At 69.6% G+C, this 22740-nt stretch carries 14 protein-coding genes; 5 read left to right on the top strand and 9 right to left on the bottom strand.

The genetic code is table 11. From position 1 onward, the window contains the following. Positions 1–18: 18 nt before the first annotated feature. From ACFYO1_RS17700 to ACFYO1_RS17675, 6 genes are all read right to left on the bottom strand, one after another. Positions 19–3804, bottom strand: a complete 3786-nt coding sequence (locus ACFYO1_RS17700) for a multifunctional oxoglutarate decarboxylase/oxoglutarate dehydrogenase thiamine pyrophosphate-binding subunit/dihydrolipoyllysine-residue succinyltransferase subunit (RefSeq protein ID WP_387232005.1) — start codon at positions 3802–3804, stop codon at positions 19–21. Positions 3805–3930: 126 nt separating this feature from the next. After that, complete coding sequence (locus ACFYO1_RS17695; protein ID WP_387232004.1) at positions 3931–7587, bottom strand: ABC transporter ATP-binding protein; 3657 nt, start codon at positions 7585–7587, stop codon at positions 3931–3933. A 54-nt stretch (positions 7588–7641) separates the two neighbouring features. Continuing rightward, positions 7642–8424 (bottom strand): ABC transporter permease, encoded by a 783-nt coding sequence (locus ACFYO1_RS17690; RefSeq protein WP_387232003.1) that lies wholly within the window; start codon positions 8422–8424, stop codon positions 7642–7644. Beyond that, positions 8421–9425 carry an ABC transporter ATP-binding protein gene (locus tag ACFYO1_RS17685; RefSeq protein ID WP_387232001.1) on the bottom strand — a complete coding sequence of 335 codons (1005 nt, stop codon included), beginning with the start codon at positions 9423–9425 and terminating at the stop codon, positions 8421–8423. Before ACFYO1_RS17685 ends, ACFYO1_RS17690 begins: the two co-directional genes overlap by 4 nt. Further along, a complete protein-coding gene (locus tag ACFYO1_RS17680) occupies positions 9422–10153 on the bottom strand; it encodes a hypothetical protein (RefSeq protein ID WP_387231999.1) in 732 nt (243 codons plus the stop codon). Before ACFYO1_RS17680 ends, ACFYO1_RS17685 begins: the two co-directional genes overlap by 4 nt. A gap of 87 nt (positions 10154–10240) precedes the next feature. Next, positions 10241–11263, bottom strand: coding sequence for a glutathione S-transferase family protein (locus ACFYO1_RS17675; RefSeq protein ID WP_387231998.1), 1023 nt, complete (start codon positions 11261–11263; stop codon positions 10241–10243). A gap of 38 nt (positions 11264–11301) precedes the next feature. On the opposite strand from ACFYO1_RS17675, the gene ACFYO1_RS17670 reads away from it, so the two are divergent. Then, positions 11302–12096 carry an enoyl-CoA hydratase/isomerase family protein gene (locus ACFYO1_RS17670; protein ID WP_387231996.1) on the top strand — a complete coding sequence of 265 codons (795 nt, stop codon included), beginning with the start codon at positions 11302–11304 and terminating at the stop codon, positions 12094–12096. A gap of 92 nt (positions 12097–12188) precedes the next feature. Further along, positions 12189–13454: a class I adenylate-forming enzyme family protein gene (locus ACFYO1_RS17665; RefSeq protein ID WP_387231995.1), complete on the top strand. Its 1266-nt coding sequence runs from the start codon at positions 12189–12191 to the stop codon at positions 13452–13454. A 7-nt stretch (positions 13455–13461) separates the two neighbouring features. Here ACFYO1_RS17665 and ACFYO1_RS17660 read toward each other — a convergent pair whose 3' ends face one another. After that, positions 13462–14208, bottom strand: a complete 747-nt coding sequence (locus ACFYO1_RS17660) for a tyrosine-protein phosphatase (protein WP_387231993.1) — start codon at positions 14206–14208, stop codon at positions 13462–13464. A 416-nt stretch (positions 14209–14624) separates the two neighbouring features. Here ACFYO1_RS17660 and ACFYO1_RS17655 point away from each other — a divergent pair, with 416 nt between their 5' ends. Further along, a complete protein-coding gene (locus ACFYO1_RS17655; protein ID WP_378720868.1) occupies positions 14625–15104 on the top strand; it encodes a TetR family transcriptional regulator in 480 nt (159 codons plus the stop codon). A gap of 84 nt (positions 15105–15188) precedes the next feature. After that, complete coding sequence (locus ACFYO1_RS17650; RefSeq protein ID WP_387231992.1) at positions 15189–16388, top strand: amino acid deaminase/aldolase; 1200 nt, start codon at positions 15189–15191, stop codon at positions 16386–16388. A gap of 11 nt (positions 16389–16399) precedes the next feature. Here the strand turns inward: ACFYO1_RS17650 and ACFYO1_RS17645 are convergent, their stop codons facing one another. Both ACFYO1_RS17645 and ACFYO1_RS17640 read right to left on the bottom strand, forming a co-directional pair. Beyond that, a complete protein-coding gene (locus tag ACFYO1_RS17645; protein ID WP_387231990.1) occupies positions 16400–19765 on the bottom strand; it encodes an AAA domain-containing protein in 3366 nt (1121 codons plus the stop codon). Between the two features lie 207 nt (positions 19766–19972). Then, the gene (locus ACFYO1_RS17640; RefSeq protein WP_387231988.1) at positions 19973–21763 is read right to left on the bottom strand and encodes a DEAD/DEAH box helicase; all 1791 of its coding nucleotides are present in this window, start codon (positions 21761–21763) and stop codon (positions 19973–19975) included. 62 nt (positions 21764–21825) lie between these two features. On the opposite strand from ACFYO1_RS17640, the gene ACFYO1_RS17635 reads away from it, so the two are divergent. Next, positions 21826–22674, top strand: a complete 849-nt coding sequence (locus ACFYO1_RS17635) for a carbon-nitrogen hydrolase family protein (protein WP_387231986.1) — start codon at positions 21826–21828, stop codon at positions 22672–22674. Positions 22675–22740 lie beyond the last annotated feature (66 nt).

The following is a 22740-nucleotide window of genomic DNA, read 5'->3' as shown; positions in this document are numbered from 1 at the left end:
GCGTCCGGGCACAGCTACCTAGTTGGTCGGTTCGAAGGCTTCGGCGACGATCTCCGCCTGCTCCACCGCGTGCACCTTGCTCGAACCCGAGGAGGGTGCGGACATGGCGCGGCGGGAGATGCGGCGCAGTTTGCCGAGGCGCTCGGGGAGCAACTCGGGGAGGTTGAGGCCGAAGAAGGGCCAGGCGCCCTGGTTGGCCGGTTCCTCCTGGACCCACGCGATGTCGGTCGCGTTCGGGTAGCGGTCGAGCGACTCGTTCAGGCGGTAGGTGGGCAGCGGGTAGAGCTGCTCGATCCGCACGATCGCGACGTCTTCACGCTTCTGCTTGGCCTTCTCGGCCGCCAGCTCGTAGTAGAGCTTGCCGCTGGTCAGCAGGACCCGCTTGACCTTGCTGCGGTCGCCGATGCCCTGCTCGTAGGAGGGCTCGTCGAACACCGAGCGGAACTTGCTCTCGGTGAAGTCCTTCAGATCCGACACGACGGCCTTGTTGCGCAGCATCGACTTCGGGGTGAAGACGATCATCGGGCGGCGGATGCCGTCCAGCGCGTGGCGGCGCAGCAGGTGGAAGTAGTTCGCCGGGGTGGACGGCACGGCGACCGTCATCGAGCCCTCGGCACACAGCTGCAGGAACCGCTCGATACGACCGGAGGTGTGGTCCGGACCCTGGCCCTCGTGGCCGTGCGGCAGCAGCAGCACGACGTCGGAGAGCTGGCCCCACTTGGCCTCACCGGAGGAGATGAACTCGTCGATGATGGACTGCGCGCCGTTGACGAAGTCGCCGAACTGCGCCTCCCACAACACGAGTGCGTTCTCGTTGCCCAGCGAGTAGCCGTATTCGAAGCCGACGGCGGCGTACTCGCTCAGCGCGGAGTCGTGCACCGCGAACCAGCCCGGATCCTTGCTGCCGATGTTGTGCAGCGGGGTGTACTCCTCGCCCGTCTTGCGGTCGATGATCACCGAGTGCCGCTGGGTGAAGGTGCCGCGCCGCGAGTCCTGACCGGTCAGGCGCACCGCGCGGCCCTCGTCGATCAGCGTGCCGAAGGCCAGCAGTTCGGCGAAGGCCCAGTCGACCTTGCCCTCGTAGGCCATCTCGCGACGCTTCTCCAGCACCGGCTTGACCCGTGGGTGCACGTTGAACCCGTCCGGCACGTTCAGGAACGCGTCGCCGATGCGCTGCAGGATGGTCTTGTCCACGGCCGTCTGCACGGTGGTCGGCACCCGCTGGTCGTCCTCGACCGACTCGCTCGGCTCCGGGGTGTACTTCTCCAGCTCGCGGACCTCGTTGAACACCCGCTCCAGCTGACCCTGGTAGTCCCGCAGCGCGTCCTCGGCCTCCTTCAGCGAGATGTCGCCACGGCCGATCAGGCTCTCGGTGTAGGCCTTACGCACCGAACGCTTGGTGTCGATCACGTCGTACATGGCCGGCTGGGTCATCGACGGGTCGTCGCCCTCGTTGTGGCCGCGGCGGCGGTAGCAGACCATGTCGATCACGACGTCCTTGCGGAACTTCTGCCGGAAGTCGACCGCGAGGCGGGCCACCCAGTCGCAGGCCTCCGGGTCGTCGCCGTTCACGTGGAAGATCGGCGCGCCGATGAACTTCGCGATGTCCGTGGAGTATTCGGTGGAGCGGCTGTTCTCCGGCGCCGTGGTGAAGCCGATCTGGTTGTTCACCACGATGTGGATGGTGCCGCCCACGCGGTAACCGCGCAGACCCGACAGGTTCAGCGTCTCGGCGACCACACCCTGACCCGCGAACGCGGCGTCACCGTGCAGCATCAGCGGCATCACGGAGTAGCCCTCCGCGCCGTCGCCCTTGTCCAGCAGGTCCTGCTTGGCCCGGACCAGACCCTCGAGCACGGGGTCGACCGCCTCCAGGTGCGAGGGGTTGGCGGTGAGCGAGACCTCGATCTCGTTGTCGCCGAACATCTGCAGGTAGGTGCCGTGCGCGCCGAGGTGGTACTTCACGTCGCCGGAGCCGTGCGCGCCGGCCGGGTTCATGTTGCCCTCGAACTCGGTGAAGATCTTCGAGTAGGGCTTGCCGACGATGTTGGCCAGCACATTCAGCCGGCCGCGGTGCGGCATGCCGATGACGACCTCGTCGAGCCCGTGCTCGGCGCACTGGTCGATGGTCGCGTCCATCATCGGGATGACGGCCTCGGCGCCTTCGAGCGAGAAGCGCTTCTGCCCGACGTACTTGGTCTGCAGGAAGGTCTCGAAGGCCTCCGCCGCGTTCAGCCGGTTCAGGATGTACTTCTGCTGTGCGACAGTCGGTTTGACGTGCTTCTGCTCGACCCGCTCCTGGATCCACTGCAGCTGCTCGGTTTCCAGGATGTGGGTGTACTCCACACCGACGTGGCGGCAGTAGGCGTCGCGCAGGACCGAGAGGACCTCGCGCAGCTTCATCTGCTCCTGGCCGTGGAAGCCGCCGACGTTGAAAGTGCGGTCCAGGTCCCACAGGGTCAGGCCGTGCTGGGTGACGTCCAGGTCGGGGTGGCTGCGGAACTTGTCCTTGACCAGCCGCAGCGGATCGGTGTCCGCCATCAGGTGGCCGCGGTTGCGGTAGGCGGCGATCATCTCGAGCACGCGGGTGCTCTTGTCGACGCCGCGTTCGCGAATGTCCTTGCGCCAGCGCACCGGCTCGTACGGCACTCCCAGGCCGTGGAAGATCTCGTCGTAGAACTCGTCGGAGATCAGCATCTGATGGATGGTGCGCAGGAAGTCACCGGACTCGGCGCCCTGGATGATGCGGTGGTCGTAGGTGGAGGTGAGCGTGATCAGCTTGCCGACGCCGATATCGGCGATCCGCTCGTCGCTCATACCCTGGAACTCGGCCGGGTACTCCATCGCGCCCGCGCCGATGATGGCGCCCTGGGCAGGCATGAGGCGGGGCACCGAGTGCACGGTGCCGATGGTGCCCGGGTTGGTCAGCGAGATGGTGACGCCCGAGAAATCGTCGGAGGTCAGCTTGCCGTCGCGGGCGCGGCGGATGACGTCCTCGTAGGCGGTGTGGAACTGACCGAAGGTCATCGCCTCGGTGCCCTTGATCGCCGCGACAACCAGCGACCGGTTGCCGTCCTTGCCGGGCAGGTCGATGGCGAGGCCGAGGTTGGTGTGGGCGGGGGTGACCGCGTTCGGCTTGCCGTCGATCTCGGCGAAGTGCCGGTTCATGTTCGGGAAGGCGTTGACCGCCTTGACGATCGCGAAACCGAGCAGGTGCGTGAACGAGATCTTGCCACCGCGGGTGCGGGCCAGGTGGTTGTTGATGACCAGCCGGTTGTCGATCATCAGCTTCGCCGGGATGGCGCGCACACTGGTCGCGGTCGGGATGGTCAGCGACGCGGACATGTTCTTGGCTACCGCCGCCGCGGCGCCGCGCAGCACCTTGGACTCGTCGGCCGCGGTCTCGGTCTTCGGGGCGCCGGAGGTGGGCGCCGCGTTGGAGGTCGGTGCCGGGGTGGTCTGCGGTGTGCGCGCGGTGGCCTTCGCCGGCGCCTGCGCGGCGGCCGCGGGCTTGGCCGGTGCGGGCGCGGCGGCCTTGGGCGCCGCGTTCGCCTTGGGGGCCGAGTTCACCGGCGCGGGTGCCGGAGCCGGGGTCGGCGCCTGCGCGGGAGCGGCCGCGGCCGGAGCGGCCGAGCTGTTACCGGAATCACCCGTGGCTTCGGGCGTGTAATCGGCGAGGAACTCGTGCCAACTCTCATCGACCGAAGATGGATCTTGCTTGAACTTCTGATACATCTCATCGACTAGCCACTGGTTCTGTCCGAACTGGGAAGTTGAGCTGCTCACAGCAGGTGTTCGCCTCATTTCGTTCTTCGCGCTGCGACGTTTGTGACGTGCCCGGCACGGGGATCAGCGGAATCGCGCCGATGCGCCCTATCTGAGGATAGGCCCAGCAGCAAACCGACGGAGCGACTGACCACCCGACAAACCTCACCTCATAGAAGACGACTTGTCCGTAACCAAGAATATTCCCCCGGTCTCACGTGCCGCCGACCACAGTGCGGCATACGGTCCGGCCGCGGCGAGCAGCTCGGCGTGGGTCCCGATTTCCGCGATCCGGCCGTGCTCGACGACGGCGATCCGATCGGCCCGTGCGGCCGTACCGAGCCGGTGTGCGACGAGGACGGTGGTCCGGCCGCGGGTCAGCGATCGACTCGCGGCAAGCACCGAGGCCTCGGCGTCCGGGTCGAGGGTAGCCGTGGCCTCGTCCAGCAGGAGCAGGTCGGGGCGGACCAGCTCGGCGCGGGCCAGCGCGATCAGCTGCCGCTGACCCGCGGACAGGCCGCGACCGCGCTCGCCGACCGGCTGCCGCATGCCGTGCGGGAGGGCGGCGATCATCTCGCTCGCACCGACCGCGGCCGCGGCTTCGGCGATATCGGCCTCGGTCGCGGACGGTTTCCCGAAGGCGATATTGCTCGCGACGTCACCGCTGAACAGGTGCGCCTCCTGCGGGACGATGCCGAGCCGGGCGCGATAGTCGGTGAGACGGTAATCACGGATGTCGGTGTCGTCGACCCGGATCGCGCCGGTGCCGTCGGCCGGAAGGTCGTAGAGCCGGGCCAGCAATTTGACGATGGTGGATTTGCCCGCGCCGGTGGGCCCGACGAGGGCGAGGGTGCTGCCCGCCGGAACGGTCAGCGAGACGTCGTCCAGGGCGAGCGCTTCGACACCGGGGTAGTGGAAGCGCACGTTGTCGAGGACGACCTCGCCGCGCAGGCGCCGCTCGATCGGCACCGAGTCGGGCCGATCGGTCGCGATCGCCGAGGGCGTGCGCAACAGCTCGCCGATCCGGCGCAGACCCACGCGCGCCTGCTGATATCCGTCGAACACTTGTGACAGCGCGAGCACCGGCATGAACAGCAGATCCAGATACAGCACGAAAGCGATCAGCGTGCCCGCCGTCGTCGTACCCGCCGCCACCTCGCGCGCGCCGACGAAGATCACCGCGGCCAGCGATACGCCCGACCACGCGGTGACGAACGGGAAGTACAGCGCGATCGAGGCCTGCGCGCGCATCCGGCTGCGCCGGTATCGATCGGAGTATTCGGCGAAGCGCCGGGCCGCGACCGGCTCGTGCCGATTGGCCTGCACCGCACGCAGTCCGGCGACGTTCTCCTGGAAGTCGGCGTTCACCGTCGAGACGTTCTCCCGGGACACGGTGTACGCGGTCGACGCGAACCGGCGGAACAGCGCGGTCGCCACGAACAGCGGCGGCAGCGTGGCCAGCACCACCAATGCCAGCGACAGGTCGATCACCAGCAGCGCGACCGCGATCCCGGCGAAGGTCAGCGCGCCGATCAGCGTGGTCGCCAGTCCGGTCTGCATGAACGTGGACAGCGAGTCGAGATCGGTCGTCATCCGCGTCATGATCCGGCCGGACAGTTCCCGCTCGTAGTAGTCGAGCCCGAGCCGTTGCAGGTGCGCGTAGCTGCGGATGCGCAGGCCGTACAGCACCCGTTCGCCGGTGCGCGCGGTGATCAGCGTGTTCGCCGCGCCGACCAGCCAGCCCGCGGCGACCAGCAGCAGACCGAGTGCGGCGGCGACACCCAGGGCAGCGGCGTCGTCCCCGCTGACCCCGCTGTCGATGGCGAACCGCACGATCGGCGGGAAGGCGACCCCGACCAGCGCGTCCAGCAGCAGCAGTGCGATCGCGGCGCACACCAGCCCGCGAACCGGGCGCAACAACCTGGTCAGCCGGAACTCGGGATCGGGCTGCCGCATCCGCCGCGCGTCGAGCAGCGGCTGCTCGGTGGCGGGCGGCAGCAGCGCGATATTCCGGCGCAGCTCGGGGGTTTCGGTGAGATCGGCGGCCGCGGCCGCGAAGGTGCGGCCCGCGCTGCCGTTGGCGACGGTCGTGGGAATCGCGGCGGCCGCGCCGTGTGCGGGCAGGTGCGCGCTCAGCGGTGCGGGCAGCCGGATGACCCGATCGGCATGCGCGAGCGTCGATTCCCGGTGCGCCAGGATCAAGGTGGTGCGCCCGGCCTGATCGGGCAGCGTGCCGAAGATCGCGGCCTCGGTGATCGCGTCGACGGCGGAGGTCGCGTCGTCGAGCACGAGAATGCGCGGCTGAGCCAGCAGTGCCCTGGCCAGCGCGATGCGCTGACGTTGCCCGCCGGACAGCGTCAGCCCGCGTTCGCCGACGACCGTGTCGTAGCCGTCGGGAAGTTCACTGATGAACTCATCCGCCGCGGCGGAGGTCGCGGCCTGCCGGATCTCGGCGTCGGTCGCCTCCGGCCGGCCGATGGCGATATTGGCCGCGATGGTGTCGGAGAACAGGAACGGGTCGTCGAACACGACGCCGATGGCGCCGCGCAGATCCGCGAGGTCGACGCGATCGTCATCGGTGCCGAACAGACGAATGTGGCCCGAGTCCGGCGCATAGAACCGGGGGAGCAGCAGGGACAACGTGGTCTTCCCGGACCCGGCCGGCCCGATGATCGCGACGGTCTCGCCGGGCCGCACGGTCAGGTCCAGCTCGCGCAGCACCGGCTGCTGCGGGTCGAATCCGAAAGTCACCGCGTCGATATCGATGCCGAGCGGACCCGAAGGCAGCGGCGTCGGCTCCGGTGGATCGGTGACGATCGGCGCGGTATCGATCACCTGATACACCCGTTCGGCGGCGGCCCGGGTCAGCTGGGCGAGCACCAGCGCGCCGGCCATGATCCGCGCGGTCCCGGTCATCGTCGCGACGTACGCGGCGAACGCGACGAAGGTGCCGATCCCGATCGTCCCGTGCAACGCGAGCAACCCGCCGAGCACGATGACCCCGACCATGCCGAGCTGCGGGATCGCGGCCACCGTCGGCGCGAACCGGGAGTCGACCGCGGCCGCGCGCATCCGTTCGGAATAGAGGGTGCGACTGTGCTTTTCGAGCACGTCCACCATCCGGGCCTCCTGCCCGAACCCCTTCACCACGCGAACGCCGGTGACGGTCTCCTCGACGTGCTGCGCGACATCGGCGGCGCGCTGCTGCGCGGACCAGGTGGCCGCGTAGAGCTTCGGCCGGACCCGGTAGACCACCACCGCGATCGCGGGCACGACGAGCAGCGCCAGCACCGCCAGCGGCGGCGACAACCACAGCATCACCGCCGCGGCGAGCAGGAACTCCAGCACCGCCATGGTCGACAGCGGCACCATCGCGAGCAGGCCCTGCACCAGCTGCAGATCGGTGATCGACCGCGACACCACCTGCCCGGTCCGGATCGCGTCCTGCCCCGCCCCGTCGAGCCGTTGCAGCGACCCGAGCAGGTCCACCCGCAGCGAATGCTGCACGTCCAGCGAGAGCTTGCCGGCGAGCAGCCGCCGCCCGAATCCGGCCGCGAATCTGCCGAGCGCGAGCAACAGCAGCAGCCCGGCGACCACGCCGATCACCGCGGTCTCGCCGGTGCCCGCGGCATCGACGGCGCGCTTGGTCAGCAGCGGCCCGGCGATCTCCACCGCCGCACCCGCCAGCACGGCCGCCGCCAGACCCGCCAGCGTGCCCGGGTGCGAACGGCTTTCGGCCCACAGCCGGCGAATCCAGCCGGGGCCGTCCGGCTCGCGCTCAGGCGACTCGGTGTGTGCACTGGCTTCGACAACCCCGCCCATAACCATCCACGGTAACGACGCGCACCGACACGTCTTTTGTTCCCGCGCTATGGCTCAGAGGTCGAGGCGACGCAGATTCCACCAGCCCGCGCCCCCGATGCCGATGGTCCACAGCAGCAGGACCACGACCGCGGCGGGCGTGGGGGCGAGGAAGTCGCTGTCCGGGTAGGAGCCGACGGCGACGGTGCTGATCGTGGCGGAGCCGGGGAAGAGGGTGACGAAACCGGTCGCGCCGACGCCGTCGGCGATCAGCCAGAGCAGCGGCTCGGCGATGACCAGCCAGCCGAGCAGCACCGCGATCGCGGTCGACGACGAACGCAGCAGCAAGCCGAGTCCGGCGCCGATCACCGACCAGCAGACCGCGGCGAACAATCCGCCGCCGAGCACCGCCGCCAGTTCCAGGTCGACGTCGAACTTGCCGCGCCCGAACGCCAGCAGCGTCACGACGGCGACCGCCTCGACCGCGAGCGCGACGGCCACCGCGAACACGCCGGTCACCACCAGCTTCGCCGCGGTGAGCCGATCGCGGTCCGCGGTGAACAACGCGGTCACCGCCATGGTCCGATGCCGGTACTCGCCACCGCTGCCGACCGCGCCGAACACGGCCGCCGCCAGCACCACCACCACGATGCCGGCGTAGAGCCCGATCGTCGCGGTGCCGGTGACCGGCTCGCTTCGCGGATCGGCCTTGCCCGCCAGCAGCGCGCTGGTCACGCTCGCGAGCAGCGCGACCACCAGCGGCGCGCCCGCGAGGATCCGGTTCAGCGGCAGTGTGGCGACCTTGCGGACCTCGGAGTTGATGGCGGGCACCAGGTCCGGGGGCACAATCGTGATCATCGTGGAATTCCGTAGGGCATCGGCGTCGGATGATGAGCGGCCCCGGACAGCCCGGGGTAGGGCGAGGGGGCCGGAGCCTGCGGTTTGGTCAACGACGCGAGCACCCGGTCGGGATGGATCAGGTCGGGGATGACGCTGTCCAGCCGCACCTGGGCCGCCGTCGCCGCGTCCCGGATATCGGACTCGGTCGCCTCGGCCACCGCGAGCCGCCCGTCCGGCCGGATCACCGCGTCGGTGAAGCCGCGCGCGGCCAGTGTGGTGGCCAGCGCGATCGGCGTGGACGCCGCGACGACCAGACGATCGGGATGGCCGCGCCGCAACCGAGCCGGCGTGCCCTGATAGACCACCGCGCCCTCGCTCAGCACGATCACACTGTCCGCCCCCGGCAGCACCGCGGCGAGGCTCTCGCTGGTCACCAGCGCGCTGCCACCGCGCTTGGCGTGCCTGCGCAGAAAGTCTTGCAGCCAGCCACGTTCCGCGGCGTCGAGGCCGTTCATCGGCTCGTCCAGGACCAGCAGCGGCGGATCGCCGAGCACGGCGGTCGCCAACGCCAGCCGCGTCTGCTGGCCGGCCGACAACGCGCTGCCCTTCGATCCGGCTTCCTCGCCGAGCCCGACCAGCTCGAGCACCTCCTCGACCCGCCCATCCGACACGCCGACCGCCGCGGCGTAAACCCGCAGATGGTCGCGCGCGGTCCGGCGGGGGTGCAGTCCGCGGGGCGCGAGCACCCCGCCGACCACCCGGGCGGAACTGACGTCGCGATCGGCATCACCGCGCGCCCGGTTCGATCCGGGCCCGCCGACCGACGCCGTCCCCGAGGTCGGCACGAGCAGCCCGAGCAACGTCCGCGCCAACGTGGTCTTACCCGCGCCGTGCGGCCCGACCAGCGCCGCGGTGCTGCCGGACGCAACGGTGAAACTCACGTTCTCGATGGCGGAAACCAGACCGTAGCGCTTGGTCAGGCCGCGAACGGAGAAGGCGAGCGACGACACCGCGCTCACGACGGCTTGGTGGGCGATTGCGGCTTCGTCGGGTCGATCGCGGTGAGCGGATCGGCATCGACGATGAGGTGCCGGTCGGCCGGCCAGACCACCGGCGCGGGCCCGAACGCCTCGCGCGCGTTCTTGATCGTGGTCTTGCCCATGGCCCGGTTGCCCACGCCACCGATCACGGCGCCGATGCCCGCGGGCACGACCTTGCCCGCCATCAACGCGGCACGCCGGGTGATGAAGCGGACGATGAATCGCTTGAGCAGCGAGTCGTTCATCGAGGAGAGCCCGGGAATCCGGTTGGCGAACACCGTGCCCCAGTTCTTCGCCGAGGTGCCGACGGTCTTCTGCACGATGTCCATGCCGCCCTCGCCGAGCACGACGGCCAGCACCAGCGCCCGGCGCTGCTCCTGGTCCTCCGGCGAGATGCCGTGCACCGCGGCCACCGCCAGGGTGAACACGGCCGAGGCCTCCATGAAGAAGGTGGTCTCCGCGCTGACCGCGGCCAGGGCCGCGACCGTGCCGACGCCGGGCACCGCCGCGGTCGCGCCGACCGCGCCGCCGCTCCCGGTCACCGCGAGCAGGTACTGGTTCTCCAGCCGCTCGATGATCTGCGCGGGACTTTCCGACGGGTGGGAACGCCGGATCCGGTCGACATATTTGGCGACCGCGGGCCCCTGCAAGCGAGACCCGGTATCGAGTAGCTGGACCACCGTCTTCTCGAACGCGCCTTTGAACATCGGCGGCACCCTCCTCTTCGGACTGCTGGTTGAACTGTATGGCCTCAGCTCGTCATGACAACGATGTACCCAGCCTGATCGGTTCCATCAGTCCGGTTGGCGCAGCGCGGGCACCCGCTCGGCCAGCACCGGCGGCGGGGGCGGCGTGCCGTCACCGAATGGCCGCCCGCCCAACGCTTCCCGGCCGTGCGGGGTCAGCCAGTTCTCCAGGTCCGGTCCCTTGGGCACGATTCCGGTCGGGTTGATGTCCCGGTGCACCACGTAGTAGTGCTCCTTGATCTGCCCGAAGTCGGTCGTGTCGCCGAAACCGGGGGTTTGATAGAGGTCACGCGCGTACGCCCACAGCACCGGCATCTCGCTCAGCTTGGACCGGTTGCACTTGAAGTGGCCGTGATAGACCGGGTCGAATCGGGCCAGCGTGGTGAACAGCCGCACATCGGCCTCGGTGATCGTGTCGCCGACCAGATAGCGTTGCGTCGCAAGCCGTTCCGTGAGCCAGTCCAGGCGGTTGAACAGCCGGTCGTAGGCGGCCTCGTAGGCGTCTTGGGATCCGGCGAAACCGCAGCGGTAGACGCCGTTGTTGACGTCGCGGAACACCGCGAGATTCACCTCGTCGATCTCCGCGCGCAGCGCTTCCGGATACAGCTGCGGCGCGCCTTCGCGGTGGTACTCGGTCCACTCGGTGGAGAAATCCAGGGTGATCTGCGCGTAGTCGTTGGTCACCACCTGCCCGGTCGGCACGTCCACCACCGCGGGCACGGTGATGCCGCGCGGATAGTCCGGGAACCGGGCCAGGTACGCGTCGCGCAGCCGCGGAATGCCGAGCACCGGGTCGACGCCGCCGGGATCGAGATCGAAGGTCCAGCTGAGCTTGTCGTGCGTCGGCCCGCACAATCCCAGCGAGAGCACCCCCTCGAGCCCGAGCAGGCGCCGCACGATCAGCGTCCGATTCGCCCACGGGCAGGCCCGCGCCGCGATCAACCGGTAGCGGCCCGGCTCGACGGGGTAGCCATCGCGGCCGTCGGCCGTGATTCGCGTGGTGATGTAGTTCGTATCCCGCTTGAACTCGCCGGGCTCGACGTAGGAGCCGCTTTCCACCGACTTGGTCACCTGGACAGTCTCGCAGACGCAGCACCTAGTCTGACCGAATGACCGATACGAAGGCCACCCGCCTGGAACGCGAAACCACCGACGGCGGCGCCGAGGTGGCGACGCTGACGCTCGCCCATCCGCCGCTGAACCTCTTCGACCGGGCGATGCTCGACGCGCTCATCGAGGACGTCGCCGAGCTGTCGGCGAACCCGCCACGCGCGGTGTTGCTGCGCGCCGAGGGCAAGCTGGTCTCCGGCGGCGTGGACGTGCACGTCTTCGACGGTTTGTCGGTCGAGCAGGGCGCCGAACTGTGGCGGACTCTGTTCGCGCAGATCATCCATCCGATCGAGGCGCTGCCGTGCCCGGTGGTGTTCGCCGCGCACGGTCTCACCCTGACCGCCGCGTTCGAGATCGCCCTGGCCTGCGACATCATCCTGGCCGCGCCCAAGGCGAAGTTCGGCCTGGTGGAGACCGTGGTCGGGCTGACGCCGTCGATGGGCGGACCGCAGCGACTCGCCGAACGCGCCGGCTCGGGCCGGGCCCGCGAATTCGTGATGACCGGCGACCTGTACGCGGCGTCCACCATGGCGGACTGGGGTGTGGTGAACGCCGTGCACGACGACGTCGACACGGCGGCAAGGGAATTGGCACACCGCCTGGCGAACGGCCCGACGCTGGCGCACGCCGCCACCAAGCAGATCATCGAGGCCTGGCGTTCCGGCGGTGTCGCACACGCGGATTCGGTGACACCCGAGGTGTCCGGCGCGTTGTTCGACACCGCGGACCTGAAGGGCGCGGTGCGCAGCTTCCTCGAGGTCGGTCCGGGGAAGGCGACTTATACCGGGCGGTGACAGACCGGACACGTTCTCCGCCTCTCCCGGCTAAAATGTGACTCGCGTCATATAGTCGCAGAGCCTGCTGACTCGAGGCGCGCGGAGGACGAATGTCGCAGTTGCTCGTCGAATACCCCCTGACCCGCCCGTATGCCAGCGCCAACCCGCTGGCGCGCGGGGCCGACGGCGTGCTGCGCTACGGCAACCTCACCCCGGCGCTCACCGAGTTGCTCGACCTACAGGTGCACGCCTTCTCCCAGCGCGAGGCCGTGGTCGAGATCGGCGGCCCGCGGCTGACCTATCGGGAGCTGTGGCATTCCGCCTCGCGCATCGCGGGCGGATTGCAGGAGCACGGCATCGGTTACGGCGACCGGGTCGCCGTGCACATGCCCGGCGGTGTCCGCTGGGTGCAGGCGTTTCTCGGCGCCCTGCTCAGCGGCGCGGTGCCGGTGCTCGTGCACGACGGCCTGCCCGACGCGGTGGCCGAGCGCGTGATCGCCGACAGCAGAGCGGATTTCGTGCTCGGCCGGGAGATCGCCCGCGGAGCCGAGTTGCCCGATGGCGCGGCGTTCATCGATGACGGTGCGGCACTGGGCGATCTGGCGTTGCTCAGCTACACCAGCGGCACTCAGCTCAGTGCCACCACCGCGCCGAAGGGCGTGGAGCTGACCAACGAAAACCTGTTGTCGGCAATACGTTCGGTGGTCTCGGCGCTCGATCTGCCGACCGACGGCCTGCGCAACCTGCTGCTGCTGCCGCTCGCGCATGCCAGCGGCTGCGTCGATCAGCTGCTGCCGACCTTCGCCGTCGGCGGCACCGTCGTGCTGGCCCGGGACCGCCGCGGACTCGCGGAAGCCATTGTGGCCGAACGGATCGACATGGTCTCGGCGACGCCGCGGATCTTCGCCGGACTGCTGCCCGAGCTCGCCGCGTTGCGCGCGGACGGTGTGCGCACCGAGAGCATCGCCCGGGTCAGCAAGGCCGGGCACCGCGGCGAACGGGCCGCCGCGCCCGCGACCCCCGCCGACCTGGCCGCCGAACTGCGCGAGATGTTCCCCGCCGCACGGCAGTGGTCGATCTGGGGCGCCACCGAGACCAGCGGCATCGGCCTCGCCGTGGACGACGCGGAGCCGGCCGACGACGGCGACACCGTGCTCGGATTCCCGTTCGGCGGCACGGAATTGGCCCTGTGGGGGCCGCAGGCGCAGGTCGGCCACGGCGAACTGCTGTGCCGCGGCCCGAACGTCTGCCCGCGCTACTGGAACGACCCGACCACCACCGCCGCCCGGTTCACCGGAACCTGGTTCCACACCGGCGACCAGGTCACCATCGATGCCGACGGCCTGGTCCGCCGGGGCCCTGCTCAGGACGAATGATGCTGTCTCACTCCAGCATCCGCTCGCGCAGCCGGGCCCGCAGCTCCGGGGTGAACCCGGCGGCCGTCAGATAGGCGTCGACGTCACCGTGCAACTCGTGCATCGATGCGGTGGCGGTGTCGAGGTATTCCTCGCGCACGCCGAGCAGGTCGATCGAAAGTTCTTCGCCGCCCAGCAGTTTCGTCGTCATCATGGCGCGCAACGCCGGGACGGCGCCGTTGCTCTCCAGGTAGTCGGCCCGCACGTCGGCCTCGGTCACCCCGACCGCGCGCAGCAGCGTGGCAATGGCCCAGCCGGTGCGGTCCTTGCCCGCCGCGCAGTGCACCAGCACCGCGCCGTCGCCGAGCGCGATCGATTCGGCGAGCGCGGTGATCGCGGCGTGCGCCTCGGGCAGCGCGGGGAACATCCGGTAGACCTCGAGCATGTGGGTGAACGCGCCCTGCGCGTCGGTGTGATGCGGCGGCGCCTCGGCCATCCGCGCGTCGAACGGGGTGACGTTCACCCGTACGCCGTCGGGCACCCGGTCGTGGCCGATGTGGTCGATCTCGCGTTCGCCGCGCAGGTCGTGCACGTCGCTGACCCGCAGTGTGCGCAGGGCGGCCAGGCCCGCCTCGTCGAGGCCGGTCAGCTGCGCCGAGCGCAGCAGCACGCCGGGGCGGATCTTCGCGCCGTCGACGGTGCGCAGTCCACCCAGGTCGCGGAAGTTGAAGGTGCCGGAGATGAAGTACTGGTCGGCAGGCGGCGAGAGAGTCACCGACCAAGGCTATCCGCCCGTCGGTATCGGGCGGGTGTCGTTCGCGGATCGAACCGCACACCGGTAGGTGACCGATTTGTGCGGTTCAGCTGTGTGATCGGCCACAGGATTCGGGGCACGTTCGAGCCCGCCCGTACAGTGGACAACGGTCTGCTTATCGGCCGGGCAGGGCTGAGAGTGACCTCGGGGGAGGGAAATCCGGGCAGGGCGGAGTGGTCCCCCCACCATTCCGTTTGGGTAACAAAACATTCTTTCAGTCTGGAATTACCCATTGAACCTGTTCTCAAACCCCGGAAACCCTCTACCATTGATGAACGTTGGACCGGGCAGCCTGGGGTTTCCAGCGAATTGCCCGCCATGTTCGACGAGTCGCGCCGACGAGGGTGCGCGAGATCTTTTCGCCGAGGGAGTCGTCGTTGAGCGTACGAGGAGACACCGCAGTGGTTCGGCTGCGGCCGACCATCTGCGAGGCCGTCGAGAAGGCGGCCGCGTCACTGGACCATGGAGGTGTGCGCGCCCTACGGGTGCTACTGCACGCCGGCGTGAGCGCGTACTGGCCGTTGGTCAAGGCCGCGCCGGCCAAGCAGGTTCAGGCCTACGAGGCGACGGTGCAGACCCTGCGCGAGCGGTGGGCGGTGCAGACCGACTGCATAGCCGACCCGGCCGCGTCCGCCGTCTACCGGGAGATGGACACCGAAGTCGCCGCCTTCCTGCAGCTCTGCGCCGATCGTTCGGGCGCGCAGTGGCTGGAGCCGGTCGAGGCGATCGCCGCCTACGCGGTCTCGGTGCTGCAGGGCACCGTGTTGCGCTGGCTCGCCGACTGCAATGACGAGACAATGCTGGTCGTACTCGACGATCTGGTGAGCAGCCTGGCGACCAGGGCCGCCGAGGTCTAGCCGGTACGCCTGCCGCGGTGACCTCGGGAAAGAGGAATCCGCAAATACTGGACGTTTGACCAGTTTGATGGTTGAGTTGGCCTGGTGAGCGAGCGCAGCGAGCGAACCGATGACACATCTCCCATTGCGGGCCTGCACGCGGCCACCGCCGAGCTCGACCCGCCGCTGGCCGCCCTCGATCTGACCGCGCTACACGCGAACGCCGCCGATCTGGTGCGCCGCGCGAACGGCGTCCCGGTGCGGGTCGCCAGCAAATCCGTGCGCTGTCGCGCCATCCTCGAAACAGTCCTCGGCGACGAGCTGACCGCCGCAGGCGGCTTCGCCGGCATCATGTCCTACTCCCTGGCCGAGGCCATCTGGCTGGTCCGCTGCGGCGCCCGGGACATTCTGCTCGGCTATCCGACCGCCGACCGCGCCGGACTGGCCGAGCTGGCCGCCGACGAGACGCTACTGCGGTCGATCACCCTGATGATCGACGATGCCGACCAGTTGACCCTCATCCGCGCCGCCGTCGGCACCGACCGGGTGCGCCCGCGGGTGTGTCTCGACGTCGACGCCTCCCTCCGCATCGGGCCGCTGCACCTCGGCGTGCGCCGCTCGCCGATCCGCACGCCCGAGCAGGCGGCCGCGCTGGCCGGTGAGGCGCTGCGGCGCAGGTTCGATGTGGTCGGCGTGATGACCTACGAGGCGCAGATCGCCGGCATGCCGGACAGCAATGTCGCGCTGCGCCTGATGAAGCGGGCGTCGGCGGCCGAGATCACCAAGCGCCGTAAGCGCGTGCTCGACGCGGTGCGGGCGGTGACCGGCAAGCTGGAGATCGTCAACAGCGGCGGATCGGGGTCCATCGAGGTCAGCACCGCCGATCCGGATGTCACCGAGGTCACCGCGGGTTCCGGGTTGTATGTGCCCACGCTGTTCGATCACTACCGGTCCTTCACCCCAAGGCCCGCACTGTTTTTCGCGACGCCGGTGCTGCGCCGCCCGGCCCCGTCCATCGCGACGGTTTTCGCGGGTGGCTACATCGCGTCCGGTCCGACCGGAGCCTCGCGGGTGCCGAAGCCGGTGTGGCCGAAGGGATTAGGCCTGATCGGCACCGAGGGCGCGGGCGAGGTACAGACACCGCTGACCGGTGCGTCGGAACTGCGCATCGGCGACCGGGTTTGGTTCCGGCACGCCAAGGCCGGCGAGCTGTGCGAGCGTTTCGACCAGGTGCACCTGGTCGATTCCGACGGCACCCGGACCACCGTTCCCACCTACCGTGGCGAAGGAAAGTGCTTCGGCTGAGCCGGGATCGGTCAGAGGCGCAGGAACCCGGCCAGGTCGGGCAGTTCCTCCGGCGAGGCGGGCAGGTACTCGCTCAGCAGCGGTGAGCGAATGATGACGGCCTTCCACATCGCGCGGCACAGCGCCGCGTGAATCAGCGCGCGGGACAACAGGAACGGCATCCCGTACGGCGCGTCGGCCGGGCTGGACGTGGTCATCGAGAGCAGCACCACCGCCGCCTCCCGTCCGCGGAACCGGTCCGGCGTGCCGACCAGCACATCCTCGATCTTGGCCCGGGCGAGCAGGGTTCGAATCCGTCCGACCTGCGCCGCGTACGGCGCGACCACGAAGATGTCGTGCGGATGCAGCCGCCTGGTCATCGTGCCGATGGTCCAGTTCATCGTGAGCAGCGCGCGCACCCGGCGGACCACCTCGCGCGCCTCGGCCGCGGATTCGGTGGCATTGCCGTGATGCGGCACCAGGACGGTGTTCACCCCGGGTGCCTCGCCGTCGAGTTCCCTTGCGAGGGTGACGGTTTCGTTGGACCGCAGCCGTCCGTCGTAGTAGAGCCGGGAGATCGGGTCGCACACCCGCGGATGCATCCGCCAGGTGCGGTCCAGGAAGTAACCGCGCGTGCTGGACAGCGTGTGCCGCCCCTCGGCGAGCCAGCCGAGCACCGATTCACCGACCGGCTCCGGGTGCGCGCTGTGCGTGACCGGCGGCACCGGATCGCCGAGCAGCAACAGATTTCGCGCGCTGACCCCGACCGCGACCGCGTCGGCCAGCGGGAACCGCCCGGCGTCCGCGATCACCAGCAGGTCGAGCGACTCCCGCGGCACCATCTCCTCGTTCGCGAAATCCGTTGGCGTGCCGCCGAGTACGCAGCCGCTGATGGCGTTGTCGAGGAAGCGCGAGAAGCGGGAGGCGTCGATGACGACCCACTCCGGCGCCACCGACTCGACGTCCTTCTTCGCGACGAGCTCCGGCAGCACGCCCGCTCGCACGAGCGCGTCCAGGAGGTTCTCCACCGTCGAATGCGTCTGTCCGACAATGCCGACCCGCCACTTGTGCCGGGTCACCAGGCGTTCCAGCACGCGGGCGGCGGTGGAGGTCTTGCCGGTGCCGGAGGGGCCCTGCACGGCGAGATAGGAGTGGTCTAGTTCGCGCATCGCGGCGGTGATCGCGGCGGCATGGTCGCCGTGCACTTCGGGCAGCGCGGCACCGTTGCGCAGGCGCGGCGGGCGGCGGGCGAGCAGGTCGAACACGGCGCTTTCGGGAATCTCCGGGAGCGCGACGAGCAGCTGCTGGGCGGCGAATTCGACCGCGGTCTCGGCATTCCAGTCCCATGCGGGTAGGCCGGGGGCGATCGCGGTGGGTAGTTCGTCGTAGGGTTCGCAGCCGTCGGGCAGCAGTTCTTCCAGCCGGACGGCGTCGTCGAATTCGGCGTCCACCGAGCAGCCCAGCACGGTCGCGACGGCGGTGGCCCGGCGTCCGACCGCGGTGACCATCCCCGCGGCGGCGGGCCGGTCGTAGAACGTGTAGACGGTGGCACCAGGCGTCAGCACGGTCGCCGGCCCGGGCCCGCCCGCGCTCCAGCTCGACCCGATCCGCCCGGTCAGCGTGAGATACCGGCGCATGGTCGGCCGGTCCGGGCTGCGATGCCACTTGGTGTCGACGGTGCCCCACTCGGCGACCAGAACCCCTGGCGCGTCGGCCCATTCGTCGACCGGATGACTCAGCCGATCGACGTGCGCCCACCACAGCGGCTGCCGTTCCCGCCGGTGATACCCGAGCGCCGCGGCCAGCATGGCGGCGGTGTGGCGCGGTTCGTCCTGCGCCGCGGCGTATTCCGCGAGCGCCGCCTCGAACGAGGACGGCCGCGACGGCGGGATCGGTTCCAGCCCGTCGGGTCCGGCCACCTGGCACCAGGATCCGGCCCGCTCCAGCGTGATCGCCCGCGGATCGATGCGCTGCTCGGCCGCCCGATCCAGCAGCCAGTCCCGCAGCCGGAGCACGGTCAGGCAATCCCGTTCCGCCGCAGGCGAATGCGCCGCGCCGGGCAGTAGTCGCGCCAGCCTGCTCAACCGGTAGGACCGTTCGCCGATGATCAGCGCGTTGCGCACGATCGGATACAGGTCCACCAGCACGCCGTCGCAGAGCAGCTCGTCCACGATCTCCTCGCCGACGCCGGAACTGCCGGCGCAGTGCAGCAACGCCGAGCGCACCGCGGAGGTGTAGTGGTAGACGTGCATATCCGGATACATCCGCCGGCGCTGCACGAGATAGTCGAGCACCTCCTCCAGCGCGCGCCGCTGCCCGGCTGCCTCGCTGCCCGGCTCGCCCTCGACGCCGAACGGTCCGCGGAAGCTGAGATGCACGGTGCCCGGCCCGCCGACATCCACGGCCAGCGGGGTGCGTCCGCCGCCGTCGACGGTGAGCGAGAGATCGCCGGGGGAGGGCGCAGGTAGGGCGCCGAGTGCGATCGGATCGATCAGGCTGTGCGTCGGCAGGCCCGAATCCTCCCGGCGCAGCTGGATTTCGGCTTGGCGGCGCAGCGCGGTGAAGGTGCGCGGCGGCACGCCGCGGACGGTGTTCTCGGTGCTGACCAGCCGATCGATGGTGCTCACGCCGGCTTCGCGGAGCCGGGCCCTGGTCGTGGTCGGCATGCCCGCGACCAGCAGCAGATCCCGTGCGGCCGCCGACGCCGTCGTGCAGGTTCCGCAGCGCCCGCAGGCGAGGTAACGGGGATCGCCCCACTGCACGGGTAGCAGCTCGCTGAGTTTCTCGTCCACGATGCGTTCGACTCTGCGCCTGCGCGCCCGGTACACCGGCAGCAGATCGCTCAGCGCGTACGCGGTGTTGTCCTCGCCGAGGTGTAGCCGCAGCAGCGGACCGGTCAGCGATCCGCTGTGGTCCACCGCGTCGGCGCAGGCGGCGAGTTCCAGTGCGGCGCCGACCCGGTCGGCCTTGCTGTGCGCGGTGCCGTGCACGGTGTAGCGCACCCGATGATCCGCGCGCACCAGGAAATCGCCGGAGCAGTCGAAGGTTCCGTCGAAGAAGGTGGCGCCGTGGATCACCTGCACCCCGGCGCGCAACGCCGCGACGGTCTCCGCGTGCGCGGCGGTCAACGCGGCGATCAGTGTTTTCGGACTGTCCGAGTTGTGCTGCGGGCGTGGGATCTCCACCATCGAGCTGCCGAACCGGTCGCGGAAGTCGCTGAGCCTGCGGTCGCGCGCATCATCGAACCAGGTGCGCCGCCTAGGCGCCCATTCGGCGGCGGTCTCCGGATCGGCCGCGATCGTGCCGAGTTCGGTGTCGAGGGCGCGAAGCAGCGCGAATTCACAGCGCGCCGCGCGCACGAGGTCGACGGCGGAGCAGACGACACGATCACCGAACACGAACAAACGCGGCCCTCCTGTGTCTTGCGGGACACCCGCACCCGATCGGTGATGAGCGGGCTGCGCAACTGTCGCCCAGAGCAGGCTGCGCCATTGTCGCTCATCACGTCTCGAGTTTTCGCGGGACACCCGCTGCCGTCGGCACTAATTACGCCCGGACGGCAACACTGTAGCTAGCGCCGCTGACCTCGGGGAAGCCTCCCCGGCTCAGGAGCGTGGCTTACGCCGCTCCGGCCGCTTCGCCGGCGCGCCCTCGCGGCGCGCTCCGCGGGCGAACGAACGCTGTCCCGGCGGACCCTGATCGGGGGTGAGCTGGATGAGCACGCCGCTGATCCTGGTGCGACGCAACGCCTCCAGGGTCTCCGGGGGGAGATTCGCGGGCAACTCGACCAGGCTGTGGTCGGGCCGGATGCTGATGTGCCCGAAGTCGCTGCGGCGCAGGCCGCCCTCGTTCGCGATGGCGCCGACGATCGCGCCGGGCACCACGCGGTGCCGCTTGCCGACGCTGATCCGGTAGGTGGCCAGCTCGGTGCCGTTGGCCCGGCTGTGCTGGCCGAAACCGGAACGGTCGTCGTCGCCTTCGAAGCGGCGCGGGCGATCCGGGCGTTCGCGCCGCTCGCGCACCGGCTCCGGCGGCTCGGGCTGCATCAGGAAGTTGTCGCCGTCGCGGGACTGCACGGCGAGCGCCGCGGCGATGTCGACCAGCGGAATGTCGTGCTCGCGTTCGTAATCCTCGATGAGCCTGCGGAACAACGCCAGGTTCGACGAGGTCAGGCTCTCGGTGATGTTGTCGCCGAACTTGGCGACGCGCTGCGCGTTGACGTCGTCGACGCTGGGCAGCTGCATCTCTTCCAGCGAATGCCGGGTGGCCCGCTCGATCGACTTGAGCAGGTGGCGCTCGCGCGGCGCGACGAACAGCAGAGCCTCGCCGCTGCGCCCGGCCCGGCCGGTGCGGCCGATCCGGTGCACGTAGGACTCGGTGTCGTGCGGGATGTCGTAGTTGACCACGTGCGAGATGCGGTCCACGTCCAGGCCGCGCGCGGCCACGTCGGTGGCGACCAGGATGTCCAGCGCACCGGACTTGAGCTGACCGATGGTGCGCTCCCGCTGGTTCTGCGCGATGTCACCGTTGATCGCCGCCGCGGAAAAGCCCCGGGCGCGCAGCTTTTCGGCCAGCTCCTCGGTGGCCTGCTTGGTGCGCACGAAGATGATCATCGCCTCGAACGACTCGACCTCGAGCACCCTGGTCAGCGCGTCCAGCTTGCGCTGATGCGAGACCTGCACCCAGCGCTGGGTGATGTTGGTGGCGGTGGAGGTCTTCGACTTGACCGTGATCTCGACCGGATTGTTCAGGTACTGCTTGGAGATCTTGCGGATGGCCGCGGGCATCGTGGCGGAGAACAGCGCGACCTGCTTGGTCGACGGCGTGTCCTTGAGGATGCGCTCGACGTCCTCCTGGAAGCCCATCTTCAGCATCTCGTCGGCCTCGTCCAGCACCAGATACTTCAGCTGGGACAGATCGAGCGTGCCCTTCTCCAGGTGATCGATCACCCGGCCGGGCGTGCCGACCACGACATGCGCGCCGCGGCGCAGGCCGGACAGCTGCACGCCGTAGGCCTGGCCGCCGTAGATCGGCAGCACGTGCAGCCCGGGGATGTGCGTGGCATAGCGGCCGAACGCCTCGGCCACCTGGATCGCGAGCTCGCGGGTCGGCGCGAGCACCAGGGACTGCGGAAGTTTGCCGGAGGTTTCGAGACCCATCAGGATCGGGATCGCGAACGCGGCGGTCTTGCCGGTGCCGGTCTGCGCGAGGCCGACCACATCGGCGCCGGTGAGCAATGGCGGAATCGTCGCAGCCTGGATCGGCGACGGCGACTCATAGCCCACATCGGCGATGGCCGCGAGGATGCGGTCATCGATCCCGAGATCGGCGAAGGTCGGGCCGTCGGTGTCCCTGTCGTTGTCGCCAGGAACGCTGTCGACCTGATTGGTACTCATTGACCAGGAGTTTACTGCCTCGTGCTGGCTTGCCCGGCCACCGCCCCAATACGGTGAGACCTATGCAACTGGATAGCTCCGAAACGAATCAGACCACAGCACCGAACCAGCTGGACGTCGCGGTCGTCCAGTTCGCCCCCGGCACCGACCCGTCGGCCAACCTTTCCGCGCTGCGCGAGCACGTCCGCGCGGCGCGTGATCGGGGCGCGTCGGTGGTGGTCGCGCCGGAATACTCGATGTTTGCCGTCACCCGCCTCGATGACCGCGTCGTGGCCGCCGCCGAACCTCTGACCGGGCCGTTCGTCGCCGGACTCGGCGAGATAGCCCGTGAATTCGGGGTTCATCTGGTGGCCGGGACGGTCGAACAGATCGCGCCGGACAGTAGCCGGATCCGCAACACCCTGGTCGTCCTCGGGCCGGACGGAGATCTGGTCACGAAGTATCGGAAGGTCCATCTCTACGACGCCTTCGGGCACCTGGAATCGGAGGTGATCGAGGCCGGCGCGATCGAGCCGCCGGCCACCTTCACTGTGGCGGACGTGACATTCGGCTTGCAGACCTGCTTCGATCTGCGCTTCCCGGAGGGCATCCGGCGGGTGGCCGCCGCGGGCGCGCAGGTGCTGGTGCTGCCGGCCCAGTGGATTCCCGGTCCGGCCAAGGTCGATCAGTGGACGACGCTGCTGCGCGCCCGGGCCATCGAGAACACCGTTTATGTGGCCGCCGCCGATCAGGCCGCGCCGCTCGGCGCGGGCGCGTCGATGATCATCGATCCGACCGGCGCTGTGCTCGCCGAACTGGGTGACGATCCGGGCGTGTTGACCGCGGGCGTCGACCTCGACCGGCTGGCCGAGGTCCGCACCACCAATCCGAGTCTTTCCCTGCGCCGATTCGCGATCACCGAACGCGGCTGACCCGGACCGGCGGCGCGAGCGGCGCAGTATCGCGAAGCGGACAGATCGGGCGACCGGTCGGCGTAG

This window comes from Nocardia sp. NPDC006044 (assembly GCF_042871115.1).
Classification (GTDB): domain Bacteria; phylum Actinomycetota; class Actinomycetes; order Mycobacteriales; family Mycobacteriaceae; genus Nocardia.
The sequence above is the reverse complement of the archived record's forward strand: the minus strand, read 5'-3'. Positions and strand labels throughout refer to the sequence as shown.